This is a genomic window from Streptomyces sp. NPDC086989 (assembly GCF_044745505.1).
Classification (GTDB): Bacteria; Actinomycetota; Actinomycetes; order Streptomycetales; family Streptomycetaceae; genus Streptomyces.
On sequence record NZ_JBIVAL010000012.1, the window covers coordinates 125,574 to 142,563 of the forward strand.

Here is a 16,990-nt window from a genome sequence, read left to right on the forward strand (position 1 = left end):
ACCCTGAGGAGCCCCCATGCCCACGATCGACGTCAATGGCACCCCCGTCCAGTACACCGCGGAGGGCACCGGCCCCGGCCTGCTGTTCGTACACGGCACGGGCGGTCACGGCGAAGCCCAGTTCGGCCACATCCGCGAGCAGTTCAGCGACCGCTACACCGTGATCACCCCCGACTGCTCGGGCAGTGGCCTGACGCCGCTGCACGCGGACGAGCTCAGCCTGGACGAGCTGGTGGAGCAGGCGATCGGCGCGGCCCGCGCGGTCACCGACGAGCCGTTCGACATCGTCGGCTTCTCCCTGGGCGCCGTCGTCGCGGCCGCCGCCGCGGCCAAGCACCCCGAACTCGTCCGCCGCCTCGTCGTCATCAACGGCTGGGCCCGCAACGACGACCCGCGCCAGCAGCTGGCCACCGACCTCTGGCGGCGGCTCCCCGCCCTCGACGAGGAGGCCTTCGCCGCGTACAGCGCGCTGCTGATCTTCTCGCCGCCCTTCCTCGCCGGCTTCGGCAGCGAGGGCGTCAAGGCCACCGTCGCCGGGATCAAGGCCGAGGCGTGGACGCTGCAGCAGATCGAGCTCGACCACCGGGTGGACATCAGCGACCGCCTCCCCGCCATCACCGCACCCACCCTGGTCATCGGCTCCACCCGGGACGTACTGATCCCCGTCGAGCACTCGCGCGAGATCCACGCGGCCGTGGCGGGCAGCGAGTACGCCGAACTGGAGAGCGGCCACATGGTCATCTTCGAGAAGACGGCCGAACTCGTCGCCCTGCTCGGCGGATTCCTCGACCGGGACTGAACCGCAGCACGCCTGCGCGGCGCCGGAGCGGGTACCGCCAGCCCGCCCGCTCCGGCCGCCCGCACGGCCCCGCCCACCTCCCGCCTTCCTCCGGAGAGACACCTTGTCCACGACCGCGGAACCTGCCGCGATACCGACGGAGCGCGCCACCGAGCCCCACCGGGCCGTGCACGGCCGGCTCCCCTCCCTGACCGGCCTGCGGTTCTTCGCTGCCCTGCTGGTGTTCGGCTACCACTCCTCACTCGCACTCCCCGCCCTGAACCCGTTCGCCTCCGAGGGCGTCGCCGACGGGTACCGGTGGCTGTTCAGCAACGCGGGCTGGGCCGGCGTGAGCTTCTTCTTCATCCTCAGCGGATTCGTCCTGACCTGGTCGGCGCGGCCGGACGACCCCGCCCGGCACTTCTGGCGCCGACGGTTCTTCAAGATCTACCCGAACCACGTCGTCACCTGGGTGCTCGCCCTGGCCCTGCTCGCCGGTGCCACCACCCAGTGGTGGCAGGCGGTGCCCAACCTGTTCCTCGTCCACGCCTGGGTCCCTGAGTTCTCCGTCTTCCTCGGCGTCAACCCGCCCAGCTGGTCACTGGCCTGCGAGCTCTTCTTCTACCTCTGCTTCCCGCTGTTCCTGCGCCGGATCAAGCGGATCCCGTCGGAGCACCTGTGGCGCTGGGCCGCCGGGACCGCCGCCGCGGTGATCGCCGTCCCCACCCTCGCCTACCTGGTGCTGCCGGGGAACCCGCCCATGCCCGAGGGCTCACCGGCCTCCGTCTGGCAGTACTGGAGCGTGTACATGCTCCCGCCGGTGCGCGCCCTGGACTTCGTGCTCGGGATGCTGATGGCGCGCATCGTCGTCACCGGCCGCAGGTTCGGCGTGCGGCCGCTGCCCGCCGCGCTCGCCTGCGTGGCGGCCTACGCCCTGTCCCTCTACGTCCCGTGGCTGTACGCCCTCGACGCGGTCTTCGTCATTCCGATGGCCCTGCTGATCCCGGCAGTCGCCCTCAAGGACGTATCGGGCCGCCCCTCGGTGCTGCGCAGCCGGCCACTGGTCTGGCTCGGCGAAGTCTCCTTCGCCTTCTACATGGTCCATCTCATCCTGCTCAACGTCGTACGTGAACTGATCGGCCCCGAGAAGTTCTTCGGCACCGCCGCCGGCATCGGCGTGCTGGTCCTCGAAGCACTGGCGACCCTCGTCGTGGCATGGCTGCTCTACGTGGCAGTGGAAAAGCCGGCGATGCGCCACCTGGGGCGGACCCGAAAGGCGAACACCGCATGAAAGCCGTCGTCATCAACAGCTACGGACCCCCGGACGTCCTCGCCGTCTCCGAGACGCGGACGCCGCAGCCGGGTCCGGGCGAAATCCTCGTCCGGGTGGCCGCCGCCGCGGTGAACCCCGTGGACCTCGCCGTGCGCCGGGGCGACATCCCCTCCCCGGTCCTGCCCGCCGTCGTCGGCTGGGACGTCTCCGGCACCGTCGTCGCTGCGGGCCCCGGGAGCACCCGCTTCGCGGAGGGCGACCGCATCATCGCCCTGCGCTCCCCGCTGGCCGACGGGGCCGGGGTGTCCGCCGAGTACGTCGCCCTGGCCGAGGCGCTCGCCGTGCCCGCACCGGAGAACGTCGCGCTGGAGCACGCCGCGGCCCTCCCGCTGGCCGCGCTCACCGCGGAGCAGGCGCTGAACCAGCTGGGCCCGGACTTCTCCGGCCGTCTCCTGGTGAGTGGCGCCGCGGGCGCGGTGGGCGGCTTCGCCGTCCAGCTGGCAGCCCTGCGCGGATGGCGTCCGGCCGGCCTCGCCCGCGCGGGCGACGCCCGTACCGTGGCCGCACTGGGGGCCGCCGAGGTCTTCTCGGACACCGACACCCTACCCGCCGGCGCCTACGACGTGGTCGTCGACGCCGCCGGCCGACCGGAAACGATCGGGGCGGTGCGCGACGGCGGACGCTTCCTCTCGCTGACGCCCTTCGCCGTCCCGGAAGCCGAGCGCTCCATCGCCGTGGACGTCTACGGCGTACGGATCGACGCACCCATGCTCGACGTCCTGGCGCGCCGCGTCGAGGCGGGTCACCTGACACTGCGGATCTCCGAGGTCCTGCCGTTCGAGGAGGCGCCCCGGGCGCACGCCCTCCTCGAAGCCGGCGGCACCCGGGGGAAGATCCTGCTGGCGCCCGGGAACTGACCGGCCGCGGTCTGCGGGGACGGCCCAACGGGCCGTCCCCGCAGGCGTTTTCATGGTCGGTGGGCACGCGTTCGCGTGGCCGGAGGGGAACCTGTCGCCCCGGGCCGCCCTCTTCGAAGAGGATCCGGGTACTCCGCCCGGTTCCGAGGCCCGGGAGGGGAGCCGACGTGGCGTCCGTGGGAGAGAGACTGAGCAGAGCGCGGGAGCGTGCCTTCATCGGAAGGGAAGAGGAGGTCGGCCGCTTCGCAACGGCGCTGGCCGGAGATCCGCAGGCGCCGTTCGCGTTCTACCTGTACGGCCCCGGAGGCATCGGGAAGTCATCCCTGGTGCGGTGCCTGGCGGACGAGGCCCGTTCGGCGGGCCGACTGCTCCTGGAGCTGGACGGCCGCTTCGTCAGCCGCGACCCGGCCGACTTCGAGCGTGCGGCCGCCCCCCTCCTGGAGGTTGCCGGAACCGTCCTGTTCGTGGACTCCTTCGAGCACTGCCAGTGGCTGGAGAGCTGGCTGTGGCAGCGTTTCCTGCCCCGCGCCGCGGACGGCACCCTGGTGGTCCTGGCCGGCCGGATCCCGCCCCACGCCCAGTGGACCGCCGACTCCGCCTGGGCCGGGCTCCTGCACGTCGGCGAACTGACGCCGTTCACCGACGGGCAGGCCCGGAGCCTGCTGGCCGCTGCACGGATCCCGAACGAACTGGAGGAGCGCATCCTGCACTTCGCCGGGGGCAATCCGCTGGCCCTCTCCCTCGCGGCGGCCGCGGGGTCCGCAGGCTGGAGCGGCGAGGAGATGTGGGCGCCCTCGGCGGACGTCCTGCGCACCCTGATGGCGGGCCTGATCGGGGAGGTGCCGACGACGGCGCACCGGCGCGCCCTGGAGGTGGTGGCCCAGGCGCATTCGACGTCCGAGGAGCTGCTCGCCGCGGTCCTGCCCGAGGAGGACGCCCACCAGCTGTTCGGCTGGCTGAGGCAGCTGCCGTTCATGGAGTCCACCCCCCGGGGCCTCTACCCGCACGACGCAGCGCGCGAGACCCTGGCCGCGGACCTGCGCTGGCGCGCCCCCAACGCCTTCATGGCGATGCGGCAGCGACTGGCCGAGGAGTACCTGCGCCTGCTGCGCGAGGGCGTCGACGAGCGGGTCAGCGTCATACCCGACGAACTGTTCTATCTGTTCCGTGAGCTGGAGAGCCCTGCCCGGCGCGGTGCGTCGACCCGCGAGGAGGAGGTGCACGAACGCGTCCTGCAGCCCGACGACATCGATGTCGTCCTGCGCATGGCCGAGGAGGCCGAAGGGCACGCCTCCGCGGAGCTCGTGCGCTACTGGCTGGAGCGCCAGCCGCAGGCGTTCAGCGTCTTCCGGTCGGTGAGCACCGGCGAGCCGGTCGCGTTCACGACCCGCCTGCAGCTGCCGGCCCCGCCCGACCCCCGGGACCTCGCCACCGACCCCGTCGTCGCGGCCGCCTGGGAGTACACGGCGGCCTCCGCCCCCGTGCGGCCCGGCGAGCACATCGGCATGAGCCGGTTCTCCATCTACCCCGCCCGCTACCAGGTCCCCTCCGTGGTCATCGACCTGAGCAACTCCCGCGCCCAGGCGGAAGCCGCCCGCAGCCGGGGCCGCGCACACGGCTTCGTCGTCTACCGGGACGCCGAGGCCTGGGCCCTGCGCCTCAAGGGCGTCATGCACGACACGGGCATCCGGGCACGGGTCAGCGAGCACACGTACGGGCTGTTCTGCATCGACTGGCGGCAGGTTCCGGTCGAGGCGTGGATCCGCCACGTCATCACCCGAACCGAGGTGCCGGCCCCCTCCGGACCCTCGGGCTTCTCGCGCACCGCGTTCGACCAGGCCGTCCGCGAGGCCCTGTCGCACTGGCGCGACCCCCGGGCCTTCGCCGCCTGCGCCCTGACCCGTGCACGCCTCGCGGCCGACTTCGCCGATCCGGTCGGCGAACTGCGCGCCCTGCTGCGCCAGGCCGTCGACGACCTCGCCGGCGAGCCGCGCGGTGTACGCGCCCGCGAGGCCCTGACGGCCGGCTACTTCTCCGGAGCCCCCACCCAGGAAGCCGCCGCCCGCCGCCTGGGTCTGCCGTACGGAACCTACAGGCGACATGTCCGCCAGGGCCTGGACCTTCTCTGCGAGGCACTGTGGCACCAGGAGCTGCACGGCGGCCCGCAGTAGCGGACCCCCGCGGTTCCCCGGGCACCCGGTACGCCGGTGGACGGGTGCGGACAGCAGTGGACAGTCCTCGCCGCTGTCCGCTCTGGAGAGTGGACAGCGCCCGGCACGAGTCTGTGCGACATGAACGTTGCACACACGAAGACGGGCCGGGCGGCAGCCGGAGCCCCCCGGCCGGGAGCCGCGCTCGCGGCGCTGGCCGCGGCCCAGTTCACCGTCATGCTCGCCACGTCCATCGTCAACGTGGCGCTCCCCCAGATCAGCTCCGGGGTGGGACTGTCGGACGGCGGCGTCACCTGGGTGGTCAACGCCTACGGCCTGGCCTTCGGGGCGCTCCTCCTGGCGGGCGGCCGGGCCGCCGACCTCCTCGGCCGCCGCCGGGTCCTGGTCGCCGGCCTGGCGCTGTTCGCGGCGGCCTCGCTGACCGCGGGGCTGGCCGGCTCCGCGAGCGTGCTGATCGCGGCGCGGGCCGTCCAGGGCCTCGGCGCAGCCGCCATCGCCCCGGCCGCGCTCGCCCTCGTGATGGACCTGTACCCGCCCGGCGTCGGGCGGGCCAGGGCGCTGGGGGTGTGGGGGGCGGTCTCCGGCGCCGGCGGGGCGGGCGGCGTACTCCTGGGCGGTGTCCTGACCCAGGCGTGGGGCTGGCCCTGGATCTTCCACTCCGTGGCGCTCGGCACGGCCGTGGTCCTGGCCGCCGTGGCGGCCCTCGTGCCACGGCCCGCCGGACGGCAGGACGGGCGGTTCGACCTGCTGGGCACCGCCGTCGTCACCTCAGCCCTGACCTGCCTCGTCTGGGGCCTGACCGCCGCACGCGGCGCGGGCTGGACGGACCTGCGGGTGCTGGGCGCCCTGGCCGGCGCCGCCGCGCTGTTCGCCGTGTTCTCCGTCATCGAGCTCCGCCGGCCGAACGCACTGATACCGCCGCACCTGTTCGGCACCGGCCGGGTCGCCGCGGGCAACCTGCTGATGGCACTGCTCGGCTCCGTGTGGATCGCACTGTTCTTCTTCCTCCCCCTCTACCAGCAGCAGGTCCTCGGGATGCAGCCCCTGGCCACGGGAGCGGGCCAACTCCCGCTCGCCCTGGCCAACATGATCGGCGCATCCGTGGCGTCCCGGACCGCCCGGCGCATCGGCGCCACCGCGACGGTGACCGCGGCCCTGTTCACCGAGGCGGCCGGCCTGCTGTGGCTGTCCCGGATCGACGTACACGGCAGCTACCTCGCCGACGTCCTCGGCCCGAGCATCCTGGTCGGCCTCGGCCTGAGCGTCGCGTTCGTCCAGCTCACCGCCCTGGCCGTGGACGGCGTCCTCCCGCAGGACGCGGGGCTGGCCGGCGGCCTGGTCAACACCACGCGCCAGATCGGAGGTGCCATCGGCCTCGCCGCCCTGGCGACCCTGGCCGGTTCCGTCACCGAACACGCCGCGGCCGACCGGCCGCACCTGGAGGCGCTCACCGCCGGATACCGCGCCGCCTTCACCGTCTCGGCCGCGGTCCTGGCCCTCACCGCACTCCTCGCACTCTTCCTGGCCCGCTGCACCCGGCCGCGCCCCGACGCGGCGGGGCCTACGGCTCAGGCCCACCCCCGCCCCACGCCCGTCACGAAAGGAAACACACCCGTGGTCACCATCGACGAGACCGCCCCTGTCACCGTCCGCCTGAGCACCGTCATCGACGCCCCGCTCGCCACCGTGTGGGATCTGCACACCGACATCGCGGCCTGGCCCACCTGGAACACCGACATCGACCGGGCCGAGCTCGACGGCCCGCTGATACCCGGCAACTCCTTCAGCTGGCTGACCCACGGCCTGGACATCACCTCCACCGTGCACGAACTGGTCCCCGGCGAACGGATCGTCTGGGGCGGAGACGTCGACGGCATCACCGGCATCCACGTATGGACGTTCGAGCAGACCGGCGGTCACGTCACCGTCCGCACCGAGGAGTCCTGGAGCGGGGAGCCGGTCGACGCCGCGGTGCACGAGCTCGCCGAGGCCCTCCACGACTCCCTGGACAGCTGGCTCACCCACCTCAAGCACCGTGCCGAACAGGCTGCCTGACCAACCGGACCTCCCTTCCGGTCCCCTCCCTTCCGATCGCTTCCTTCCTTCTCTCCGTTCCATCTCCTGAAAGAGGTTCCGACATGACCGCCGACAAGCCCTACCTGACCGGCCACTACACCCCCGTCACCGACGAGGCCACCGCCACCGACCTGACCGTCGAGGGCACCCTCCCCCCGGAGCTGACCGGCCGGCTGCTCCGCAACAGCCACAACCCGAAGCCCGGCGTCACGCCGACGCACTGGTTCAAGGGCAGCGGCATGGTTCATGGGATCCGGCTGCGCGAGGGCCGCGCCGAGTGGTACCGCAACCGTTGGGTCAAGACCCCCGCCCTCGAAGGCGCCCCCTACATGACCGACCGCGGTCCCGACCTGAGCGCCAGCACCGCCGGCACCCATGTCATCGAGCACGGCGGCCGCCTCCTCGCCCTGTGCGAGTCCAACTTCCCCTTCGAACTGACCCCGGAACTGGAAACGGTGGGCGCCCACGACTTCGGCGGCAAACTGCGCACGGCGATGACCGCGCACCCCAAGGAGGACCCGCGCACCGGCGAGCTCCACTTCTTCGGGTCCTCGCCCTTCCCGCCGTTCCTCACGTACTACGTCTGCGACGCCAAGGGCGAGATCATCCACAGCGCGGAGATCCCGGGGGCGACGGCCTCCCTGAAGCACGACTTCGCCATCACCCGCCGCCACGTGGTCTTCATCGAGGGGAACGTCACCTTCGACCCGACCGAGCACTCCGGCATCCCGTACGGCTGGAGCGACCAGCAGCTCTCCCGCATCGGGATCATGCCGCGCGGGGAGCAGGGCGCGCAGAACATCCGCTGGTTCTCGATCGAGCCGGGCAACATGCTGCACGTCTCCAACGCATACGAGGACGGCCGGGGCCGCATCGTCCTGGAGGGCCCCACCGTGGACCGTGAGGGGTTCCGGCTGTCCTGGAACTGGTGGATCGGCGCCCCGGGGCGCGGTACCGAGCCCAACGCCCGTTCGTACACCCGCCGCTGGGTGGTCGACATGGCCGCCGGTACGGTCGACGAGCAGATCGTCGACGACCTCGCGGTGGAGTTCCCGACGCTCAACGAGGACTACCTCGGCGCCGAGAACCGCTACCAGTACGCCATCTCCTTCCCGGACGAGAAGGGCTTCGGCGGCTACGGCGTGGTGAAGTACGACCGCACCACCGGCGCCCGCCGCATCCACCAGGTCGGCGACGCCCGTCTGCCCAGCGAAGCGGTGTTCGTCCCCGCGGCCGGGGCGACCAACGAGGACGACGGCTACCTGCTGACCGTGGTCTCCGACCTCAAGCAGGACGCCTCGCAGCTGCTGGTCCTCGACGCCTCAGGTCTCGACCGCATCGCCACGGTCCACCTGCCGCGGCGGGTGCCTGCCGGGATCCACGGCTCCTGGATCGCCGACGACAGCCTGGCGGCCACCGGGAACTGATCACCCCCGACACACACCCCCCGACACACACCCCCCGGCGCTGCCGGCCACCCCCCTCCCGGGCGGTGGCCGGCAGCGCCGTCCGTGGGCGGGCAGCACGACGGGGCCTCAGCCTCCGGAGCCGACCGGTGCCGGGGCGTCCAGAGGCACCGCGGCCTGGGCGGCCAGGGTGACCGCGACCAGCCGCGCCTCCAGCGGGGGGACGGGGGCGCCGGGGACGGGCGTCATCATGAAACGGCCCTCGTAGTGCCCGCCCGAGGTGGCGCGCAGCTCGATCTCGCCCTCCGGCCACCCCTGCCGGTCCAGGTCCCACACCCAGTCCGGCACGGTGACGGAACCGTCCTGCTCCAGTCGTGCCGGATGCCCGAGCAGGGAGCCGCGCTCGAAGCGGCAGGCCCGTAGTCCGAGCAGCTCGACCAGCTCCTGCCGTACGTGTGCGGCCACGTCGTCCGGCGAGGTGCTGAAGCGCGCGAACCGAGCCGTCTCGTGAAGTCGTGCGAGGTGACCGGCATCCGCGACGGCGACGCCGCCCAGCAGCCGGGCCCGCGCCGCGAGCTGCGAGACCGCCAGCCCCACGACGAGCAGGAGGAGGGCGGTCTCGACGTCGGAGCGCTGCTCGATGTGGAGGGTCTCGTACGGCACGGTGTGGAAGAAGTCGAACCACGCGGCGGCCGAGAGCGCGGCGAGCGCGCCGGCGTACCGGTTCCCCAGCGCGGATACGGCCACCACGACCACCACGAGGACCAGGGCGACATTGGTGTGCGATACGTCGGCACGCACGGGCACGAGGGCCAGCGCGACGGCGAACGGTGCGAACAGCGCTGCGGCGGCCGCAACGGCGTCACGAAGCCGGATCCGCATGATCCACCTCGCAGGGGTTCGGAGTTCTCGGCAGGATCGGGGCGGCTCCGCGGTCATGCGCACGGGCCCCGTGCCCGCCCCTCGACCCCTTCAGTATTCCGCCGTCACTCCGGCCCGGGCATGTCCTTGACGGCTCCCTGACGCATCCGGACCCGATCCTGACGGGTGTCTGACGTCAGCGCGTGTCGTTCGGTGGCGGAACTGGGTCTCAATACGCCGGTGCGGGCGCCGCGCGTCCGTGGCGTCAGGGCGGCATCAAGAGTTCCGCTGCGCCCGTATGGAGCCCGTCAAGGAGTCGCAACGGCCCGCTGAGCCCGGGGTTTGCTCTACATCGGCCGTACTGGCCGAAATCCATTTCATCACTTCATCCAGGAGCTCACGATGGCCGATCTGGCCTTCGTCGTCACCACGGTCGCGGTCTTCGCGCTGGTGGCTCTCATCGCCCGAGGGGTGGCCAAGCTGTGACCGCCGAAAACATCGTCGGCCTCGTCGTGGCCGTCTCCCTGCTGGGTTACCTCGTCCTGGCACTCGTGTACCCGGAGAGGTTCTAGCCGCCGATGAGTCCCGTTCTCGCTGGTGTGCTCCAGCTCCTCGCACTGACCGCCGCGCTCGCGCTGGCCTACCGCCCCCTGGGCGACCACATGGCCCGCGTCTACTGCTCCGAGAGGCACTACGGCCCGGAGAAGTGGATCTACAAGGTCATCGGCGCCAACCCGTCCGCCGAGATGCGCTGGCCCGCCTACCTCCGCGGCGTCCTCGCCTTCTCCGCGGTCAGTGTCCTGTTCCTGTACGCCCTCCAGCGGGCGCAAGGGATCCTGCCCGGCTCGCTCGGCTTCTCCGCGATCGACCCCGACCAGGCCTTCAACACGGCGGCGTCGTTCGTGGCGAACACCAACTGGCAGTCGTACGCCGGCGAGCAGGCCATGGGCCACGTCGTGCAGACCGGCGGACTCGCGGTGCAGAACTTCGTCTCGGCCGCGGTCGGCATGGCCGTCGCCGTGGCCCTCGTACGGGGCTTCGCGCGCTCGCGCACCGGTGAGCTCGGCAACTTCTGGGCCGACCTGGTCCGCGGCACCGTGCGGATCCTGCTGCCGATCTCCGTGATCGGCGCGATCGTGCTGGTGGCGTGCGGCGCCATCCAGAATTTCGCCGGGATCCACGAGGTCGGCCAGTTCCTGGGCGGCAGCCGGCAGTGGAACGGCGGCGCCGTCGCCTCGCAGGAGGTCATCAAGGAACTCGGCACCAACGGCGGCGGCTACTTCAACGCCAACTCCGCGCACCCCTTCGAGAACCCGACCCCGTTCTCGAACCTCTTCGAGGTCTTCCTGATCCTGGTGATCCCGTTCGCGCTGACGCGCACCTTCGGCCGCATGGTCGGCAGCCTGCGCCAGGGCTACGCGATCCTCGCCACGATGGCCACGATCTGGCTCGGGTTCACCGCGCTGATGATGTGGACCGAGTTCGCCCACCACGGTCCGGCCTTCGACGTCGCGGGCGGGGCGATGGAGGGCAAGGAGACCCGGTTCGGCGTCGGCGCCTCCGCGATCTTCTCCGTCGCCACCACGCTGACCTCGACCGGTGCGGTCAACTCCTTCCACTCCTCCTACACCGGGCTGGGCGGCGGGATCCAGCTGCTGGGCATGCAGCTCGGCGAGATCGCGCCCGGCGGCGTCGGCTCCGGCCTCTACGGCATGCTGATCATGGCGATCATCGCGGTGTTCATCGCCGGCCTGATGGTCGGCCGCACCCCCGAGTACCTGGGCAAGAAGATCGGCACCCGCGAGATCAAGCTCGCGGCCTGCTACATCCTCATCACCCCGGCGCTCGTGCTGTGCTTCACCGCAGCGGCGATGGCGCTGCCCACCCCGGCCCACTCGATGGCCAACCCGGGAGCGCACGGCTTCTCCGAGATCCTCTACGCCTACACCTCGGGTGCCAACAACAACGGGTCCGCGTTCGCCGGCCTCAACGCCGACACCCAGTGGTTCAACAGCACCATCGGCCTCGCGATGCTCCTGGGCCGTTTCCTGCCCATGGTGTTCGTCCTCGCGCTGGCCGGCTCGCTCGCCGAGCAGCAGCCCGTACCCGCCACCACGGGCACCCTGCGCACCGACAAGCCGCTCTACGCGGGCCTGCTCGTCGGGACGATCGTCGTCATCACCGGTCTGACCTACTTCCCCGCCCTCGCGCTGGGTCCGCTCGCTGAAGGGCTCGCATCATGAGCACCATCACCCCCACCCGTGCCCCGCACGAGGACATCCCCACGGCTCACCAGTCCGCCGGCCGCGTCGGCGGTGGACTGTTCGACCCCAAGGCCCTGCTGCAGTCCTTCCCCGACGCGGTGCGCAAGCTCGACCCGCGCATCATGATCAAGTCGCCTGTCATGTTCGTGGTCCTCGTCGGGTCGGTGGTCACCACCGTCCTCGCGGTCAAGGACCCGGCGGACTGGTTCGGCTGGGCCATCACGGCCTGGCTGTGGCTGACGACGATCTTCGCCAACCTGGCCGAGGCCGTGGCCGAGGGCCGCGGCAAGGCCCAGGCCGACACCCTGCGCAAGGCCAAGACGGACACGGTCGCACGGCGCCTGGCCGATTCCGGCGAGGAACGGGTCCCGGGCACCGGCCTGCGCATCGGCGACCTGGTGGTCTGCGAGGCCGGTGACATCATCCCGGGCGACGGTGACGTCGTCGAGGGCGTCGCTTCCGTCGACGAGTCGGCCATCACCGGCGAGTCCGCACCCGTCATCCGGGAGTCCGGCGGCGACCGCTCCGCCGTCACCGGTGGCACGAAGGTCCTCTCCGACCGGATCGTCATCAAGATCACGACCAAGCCCGGCGAGACCTTCATCGATCGCATGATCGCGCTCGTCGAAGGCGCCGCCCGGCAGAAGACGCCGAACGAGATCGCGCTCAACATCCTGCTCGCCTCGCTGACGATCGTCTTCCTGCTGGCCGTGGTCACGCTCCAGCCGTTCGCGATCTACGCCGACGCCGAGCAGTCGATGATCGTACTGACGGCCCTGCTGGTCTGCCTGATCCCGACGACCATCGGCGCCCTACTCTCCGCGATCGGCATCGCCGGCATGGACCGGCTCGTGCAGCGCAACGTCCTCGCGATGAGCGGTCGCGCGGTGGAAGCCGCCGGTGACGTCTCGACGCTGCTGCTCGACAAGACCGGCACCATCACGCTCGGCAACCGCCGGGCCGCCGAGTTCGTCCCCGTCAAGGGCACGACGGAAGCCGAGCTGGCGGCCGCCGCCCAGTTGTCGTCCCTCGCGGACGAGACCCCCGAGGGCCGCTCCATCGTCGTCCTGGCGAAGGAGAGGTACGGCCTGCGTGAACGCCACCAGGGCGAGCTCGCCCACGCCGAGTGGATCACCTTCACCGCCCAGACCCGCATGTCGGGTGTGGACGTCGACGGCAGGAAGACCCGCAAGGGCGCTGCCGGTTCCGTCATCGCGTGGGTGAAGGAGCAGGGCGGTCAGGTGGCCGACGACGCCGACCTCCTCGCGAACAAGATCTCGGAAGCCGGCGGCACGCCGCTGCTCGTCGCCGTCGGGGACGACAGGGGCGCCCGCGTCCTGGGTGTCATCCACCTCAAGGACGTGGTCAAGGAGGGCATGCGGGAGCGGTTCGACGAGCTGCGCCGCATGGGCATCAAGACGGTCATGATCACGGGCGACAACCCGCTGACGGCCAAGGCGATCGCGGAGGAGGCCGGTGTCGACGACTTCCTCGCGGAGGCGACTCCCGAGGACAAGATGGCCCTCATCAAACGGGAACAGGCCGGCGGCAAGCTAGTCGCGATGACCGGTGACGGCACCAACGACGCGCCCGCGCTCGCGCAGGCCGACGTCGGCGTGGCGATGAACACGGGCACCTCGGCCGCCAAGGAGGCCGGGAACATGGTGGACCTGGACTCCAACCCGACCAAGCTCATCGAGATCGTCGAGATCGGCAAGCAGCTCCTCATCACCCGAGGCGCCCTCACGACGTTCTCGATCGCCAACGACGTCGCGAAGTACTTCGCGATCATCCCGGCCATGTTCGCCGTGGTCTACCCGGGTCTGGACAAGCTCAACGTCATGGGCCTGCACTCGCCGAACTCGGCGATCCTGTCCGCCGTCATCTTCAACGCGCTGATCATCATCGCGCTCGTCCCGCTCGCCCTCAAGGGCGTCCGGTACAAGCCGACCAGCGCCGACAAGATGCTCCGCCGCAATCTGGGGATCTACGGACTCGGCGGCCTGATCGCCCCGTTCATCGGAATCAAGATCATCGACATGCTCATCACCCTCATCCCCGGAATCGGCTGACCCACGATGAACAACTCCGTATCCAGCACCGTCCGCCTGATCGGCGCGGGCCTGCGCGCCCTGCTCGTCCTGACCGTGATCTGCGGGGTCGTCTACCCGCTGGCCGTCACCGGCATCGCCCAGGCCCTCTTCAACGACGAGGCCAACGGCTCCGAGATCAAGGACGGGAGCGGCCGGGTCGTCGGCTCCTCCCTCATCGGGCAGACCTACAACCTCCCGAAGCGCGACCCCGAGGACGCCGAAGAGGCCGCGGAACCGGACCTCAAGTGGTTCCAGCCGCGCCCCTCCAACGGCTTGGGCGGCAACAGCGTCAACACGCAGTACTCGCTGGTCCTCTCCGGCGCCACCAACAAGGCCGCCGACAACCCGGACCTGGTCAAGCTGGTCACCGACGCCAAGGCCGCGGTCGTCTCGGACAACTCCACGGCCACCTACGAGGTCAGGCCCGAGGACGTGCCGGCCGACGCCATCACCTCCTCCGGCTCCGGACTGGACCCGCACATCTCCCCGGAGTACGCCCGCATCCAGGTCCACCGGGTCGCCGAGCGGAACCACCTCGACGTCGAGCAGGTCGACAAGCTCGTCAAGGACCACACCAGCGGCCGCACCCTCGGCTTCATGGGCGAGCCCCGCGTCAACGTCCTGGAGCTCAACACCGCCCTCAAGGCACTGACCGGGAGCTGACGGTGCCCCTCCCACGGACGGGGAACCGGTGGGGCGCGCAGGCCCCGCGCCCGGGGCGCCGGCGCGGACGACTACGTGACGAACCCGGCGTGGTCATCCCCGTTCCCTTCCGGACGGGTTGCCCGCCCAGCCGGTCAGGGCCAGGGTGCGCTCCGCCCGGCGGGCCCGCCCGTCGGCGGTCCGGGTCGCCCAGGCGACGTGACCGTCGGGCCGGATCAGGATCTCCCTGAGCCCGTCGAGCGCGGGATGGGCGTCGTACCGGGCGACGGCCACCGAGGTGACACGGGCCGCCCACTCCCCGGCGTCAGGAGCCGCGGCGTCGCCGTCGAGCCCGAGCAGGACGAAGCGCCCCTCGTGGAGGAGTTCGTAGACCCTGCCCGCCCCGGTGGCACCGGAACCACCGGCGACCAGCGCGACGTCGGGCATGCGCCGGCCGGTGAGCGGGTCGCCCGGCGAGGGGTAGGCGGTGTCGATCGCCGAGACGGCGCCGGCGAGACGGCGGTTGACCTGCTCCAGGCCCAGGAGGTCGTCCATCAGCCTGCGCAGGGCCCGGGCGGGGCGTTCGTACTGCTCCACGAGGGCGAGTTCCGCCAGCAGGGTCTGGACCTCGGTGTTCTCGGTGACCGACTGCCCCACGGGGTGCCGCTCGACGTGATACGTGTCCAGGAGCCCCGGGGGCGCCCAGCCGTTGATCTCGGCGGCCAGCTTCCAGCCGAGGTTCATCGCGTCCTGGAGCCCGGTGTTGAGACCCTGGCCCGCCGCGGGGAAGTGGATGTGCGCCGCGTCGCCCGCGAGCAGCACCCGCCCGGCGCGGTAGGACTCCGCGAGCCGGGTGGCGTTGCCGAACCGCGACAGCCACCGCGGTTCGCCGATACCGCAGTCGCTGCCACAGGCGTCCCGGAGCGCGCTGCGGAACTCCTCGACCGTGACCGGCTCCGACGACGGCACCCTCATCCGCGACGGGGAGAGCAGCACGAAGCGGGTCAGCCCGCCCTCCAGGCCGACGGCCAGAACACCGCGCGCCCGAGCCCGCTCCAGCGTGCCGGGGTCCGCGGTGGCCACACCGAAGTCCCCGAGCATCCCGGTCAGCGTCTCGCCGGTCCCCGGGAAGCCGATCCCGGCCGCCGTCCGCACCGCACTGCGCGCGCCGTCGCACCCCACCACGTACCGGGACCGCATGGTCCGGCGGACACCTGCGACGTGTACGTCCACCTCGACGCCGTCGGGGCCTTGGCGCACCCCGGCGGTTTCGTGGCCGCGCAGGATCTCCACCCCCAGCTCGCGGGCGCGTTCCTCCAGCAGGGCCTCCGTACGGGCCTGCGCGAGGAAGAGCGTGCGGCCGTGCCGGGAGTCCAGGGCGGAGAAGTCGAGCTGCGTGTCCAGGGCGGCGAAGTGCCAGCCGGGCACGGTCCGGCCCGCGGCGAGGAAACGGTCGGCGATGCCCCGCTGGTCGAGCACCTCCACGCTGCGGGGATGCAGGCTCAGTGCGCGCGACTGGTGCTGCGGCTCGCAGCGGCGCTCCACGATCCGCGTCCGTACGCCGGCCAGGGCCAGCTCGCCGGCGAGCATCAGCCCGGTCGGGCCGGCTCCCACGACGATCACGTCCGGGTTCATCGGCCTCACCTCCTCATTCAGTACGTCCGCTATTTAGTGAACGATGTTCACGTGAACGCTGTTCACTATAATGTGGGTCATGAGTTCCCCGTCAAGCCCCGCCGGGCCGCCGACACGGACGACCGCCCGGGGGCGCCCCGCGAAGCTGGACCCCGACCGCACCGTCGCCACCGCCCTCGACTTGCTGGACGAGGCCGGCCTGGACGCGCTGACCATGCGCCGGCTGGCCGAGGCCATGGGGGTGCAGGCAGGGGCGCTGTACCGGTACTTCGCCACCAAGCAGGACCTGCTGACGGCCATGGCCGAACGCATGCTGGCGGACCGCGACACGAGGGCACCCGGGGGAGCGGATCAGGGGGACTGGGCCGAAGAGCTGACCGGTCGGGCCCGCGCCCTGCGTGCGGCACTGCTCCGCCACCGCGACGGTGCCCGGGTCTTCGCCGGCACCCACTCGACGGGCGGGAACACGCTCGGTTTCGCCGAGGCCCTGATCGGCGCACTGCGGGAGGCGGGCTTCGGTGCGAGCGACGCGGCGCGGGCGATGCTGGCCGTCGTGAACTTCACGCTCGGCCACACCCTGGAGGAGCAGGCCGCCCTCGGCGGCGAGGCTCCGGCCGACCCCGAACGCCTGCGCCTGGCCGTCACGGAATCGGCGTTCCCCCATCTGGCCGCGTCGGTGCCCGTGATCGCCGGCGGCGACTTCGACGCCCACTTCGAATTCGGCCTGCGACTCCTCGTCAACGGCCTGCGCACCCTGGAGAAGTGACCGCCCGGCCGCCCGCTCGCCCGCCCGCCCGCCCGGCCGGCACGCCGCGGCCGCGCGCCGGGCGCGACCGGCACGCCGGCGCAGCCTCAGAACGGGCCCGGGCCGCCG

14 protein-coding genes are annotated in these 16,990 nt (G+C 71.8%); 12 read left to right on the forward strand and 2 right to left on the reverse strand.

Going from position 1 to position 16,990, the window contains the following annotated elements; genetic code table 11:
• Window positions 1-16 precede the first annotated feature (16 nt).
• The 6 genes from ACIPK4_RS27650 (at window position 17) to ACIPK4_RS27675 (ending at window position 8,642) form a co-directional block, all read left to right on the forward strand.
• On the forward strand, window positions 17-799 hold the full coding sequence (locus tag ACIPK4_RS27650) for an alpha/beta fold hydrolase (protein ID WP_385181492.1): 783 nt from the start codon (window positions 17-19) through the stop codon (window positions 797-799).
• 103 nt (window positions 800-902) lie between these two features.
• Window positions 903-2,069, forward strand: a complete 1,167-nt coding sequence (locus ACIPK4_RS27655; protein ID WP_402317160.1) for an acyltransferase family protein — start codon at window positions 903-905, stop codon at window positions 2,067-2,069.
• Entirely contained in the window at window positions 2,066-2,968 is a 903-nt protein-coding gene (locus ACIPK4_RS27660; RefSeq protein WP_402317163.1) for an NADP-dependent oxidoreductase, read from the forward strand. The genes ACIPK4_RS27655 and ACIPK4_RS27660 overlap by 4 nt, the downstream gene beginning before the upstream one ends.
• 176 nt (window positions 2,969-3,144) lie before the next feature.
• Complete coding sequence (locus ACIPK4_RS27665) at window positions 3,145-5,139, forward strand: AAA family ATPase (protein ID WP_402317165.1); 1,995 nt, start codon at window positions 3,145-3,147, stop codon at window positions 5,137-5,139.
• A gap of 120 nt (window positions 5,140-5,259) precedes the next feature.
• Window positions 5,260-7,194: an MFS transporter gene (locus ACIPK4_RS27670; RefSeq protein ID WP_402317168.1), complete on the forward strand. Its 1,935-nt coding sequence runs from the start codon at window positions 5,260-5,262 to the stop codon at window positions 7,192-7,194.
• An 83-nt stretch (window positions 7,195-7,277) separates the two neighbouring features.
• Window positions 7,278-8,642 carry a carotenoid oxygenase family protein gene (locus tag ACIPK4_RS27675; RefSeq protein WP_402317171.1) on the forward strand — a complete coding sequence of 455 codons (1,365 nt, stop codon included), beginning with the start codon at window positions 7,278-7,280 and terminating at the stop codon, window positions 8,640-8,642.
• Window positions 8,643-8,750: 108 nt separating this feature from the next.
• Here the strand turns inward: ACIPK4_RS27675 and ACIPK4_RS27680 are convergent, their stop codons facing one another.
• Window positions 8,751-9,503 carry a DUF4118 domain-containing protein gene (locus tag ACIPK4_RS27680; RefSeq protein WP_402317173.1) on the reverse strand — a complete coding sequence of 251 codons (753 nt, stop codon included), beginning with the start codon at window positions 9,501-9,503 and terminating at the stop codon, window positions 8,751-8,753.
• Window positions 9,504-9,824: 321 nt separating this feature from the next.
• On the opposite strand from ACIPK4_RS27680, the gene ACIPK4_RS27685 reads away from it, so the two are divergent.
• Genes ACIPK4_RS27685 through ACIPK4_RS27705 form a run of 5 tightly spaced genes read left to right on the forward strand, consistent with a single transcriptional unit; the run spans window position 9,825 to window position 14,502 of the window.
• Window positions 9,825-9,968, forward strand: coding sequence for a hypothetical protein (locus ACIPK4_RS27685; RefSeq protein ID WP_159044474.1), 144 nt, complete (start codon window positions 9,825-9,827; stop codon window positions 9,966-9,968).
• Window positions 9,965-10,054 carry a K(+)-transporting ATPase subunit F gene (gene kdpF, locus ACIPK4_RS27690; RefSeq protein ID WP_063789431.1) on the forward strand — a complete coding sequence of 30 codons (90 nt, stop codon included), beginning with the start codon at window positions 9,965-9,967 and terminating at the stop codon, window positions 10,052-10,054. Before ACIPK4_RS27685 ends, kdpF begins: the two co-directional genes overlap by 4 nt.
• 6 nt (window positions 10,055-10,060) lie before the next feature.
• Entirely contained in the window at window positions 10,061-11,725 is a 1,665-nt protein-coding gene (kdpA, locus tag ACIPK4_RS27695; RefSeq protein ID WP_402317178.1) for a potassium-transporting ATPase subunit KdpA, read from the forward strand.
• Window positions 11,722-13,818 (forward strand): potassium-transporting ATPase subunit KdpB, encoded by a 2,097-nt coding sequence (gene kdpB, locus ACIPK4_RS27700; protein WP_402317180.1) that lies wholly within the window; start codon window positions 11,722-11,724, stop codon window positions 13,816-13,818. The genes kdpA and kdpB overlap by 4 nt, the downstream gene beginning before the upstream one ends.
• Before the next feature lie 6 nt (window positions 13,819-13,824).
• Entirely contained in the window at window positions 13,825-14,502 is a 678-nt protein-coding gene (locus tag ACIPK4_RS27705; protein ID WP_402317181.1) for a potassium-transporting ATPase subunit C, read from the forward strand.
• Window positions 14,503-14,595: 93 nt separating this feature from the next.
• Here ACIPK4_RS27705 and ACIPK4_RS27710 read toward each other — a convergent pair whose 3' ends face one another.
• Entirely contained in the window at window positions 14,596-16,116 is a 1,521-nt protein-coding gene (locus tag ACIPK4_RS27710) for a monooxygenase (RefSeq protein ID WP_402317183.1), read from the reverse strand.
• 79 nt (window positions 16,117-16,195) lie between these two features.
• On the opposite strand from ACIPK4_RS27710, the gene ACIPK4_RS27715 reads away from it, so the two are divergent.
• Window positions 16,196-16,882, forward strand: a complete 687-nt coding sequence (locus ACIPK4_RS27715) for a TetR/AcrR family transcriptional regulator C-terminal domain-containing protein (protein ID WP_402317185.1) — start codon at window positions 16,196-16,198, stop codon at window positions 16,880-16,882.
• Window positions 16,883-16,990 lie beyond the last annotated feature (108 nt).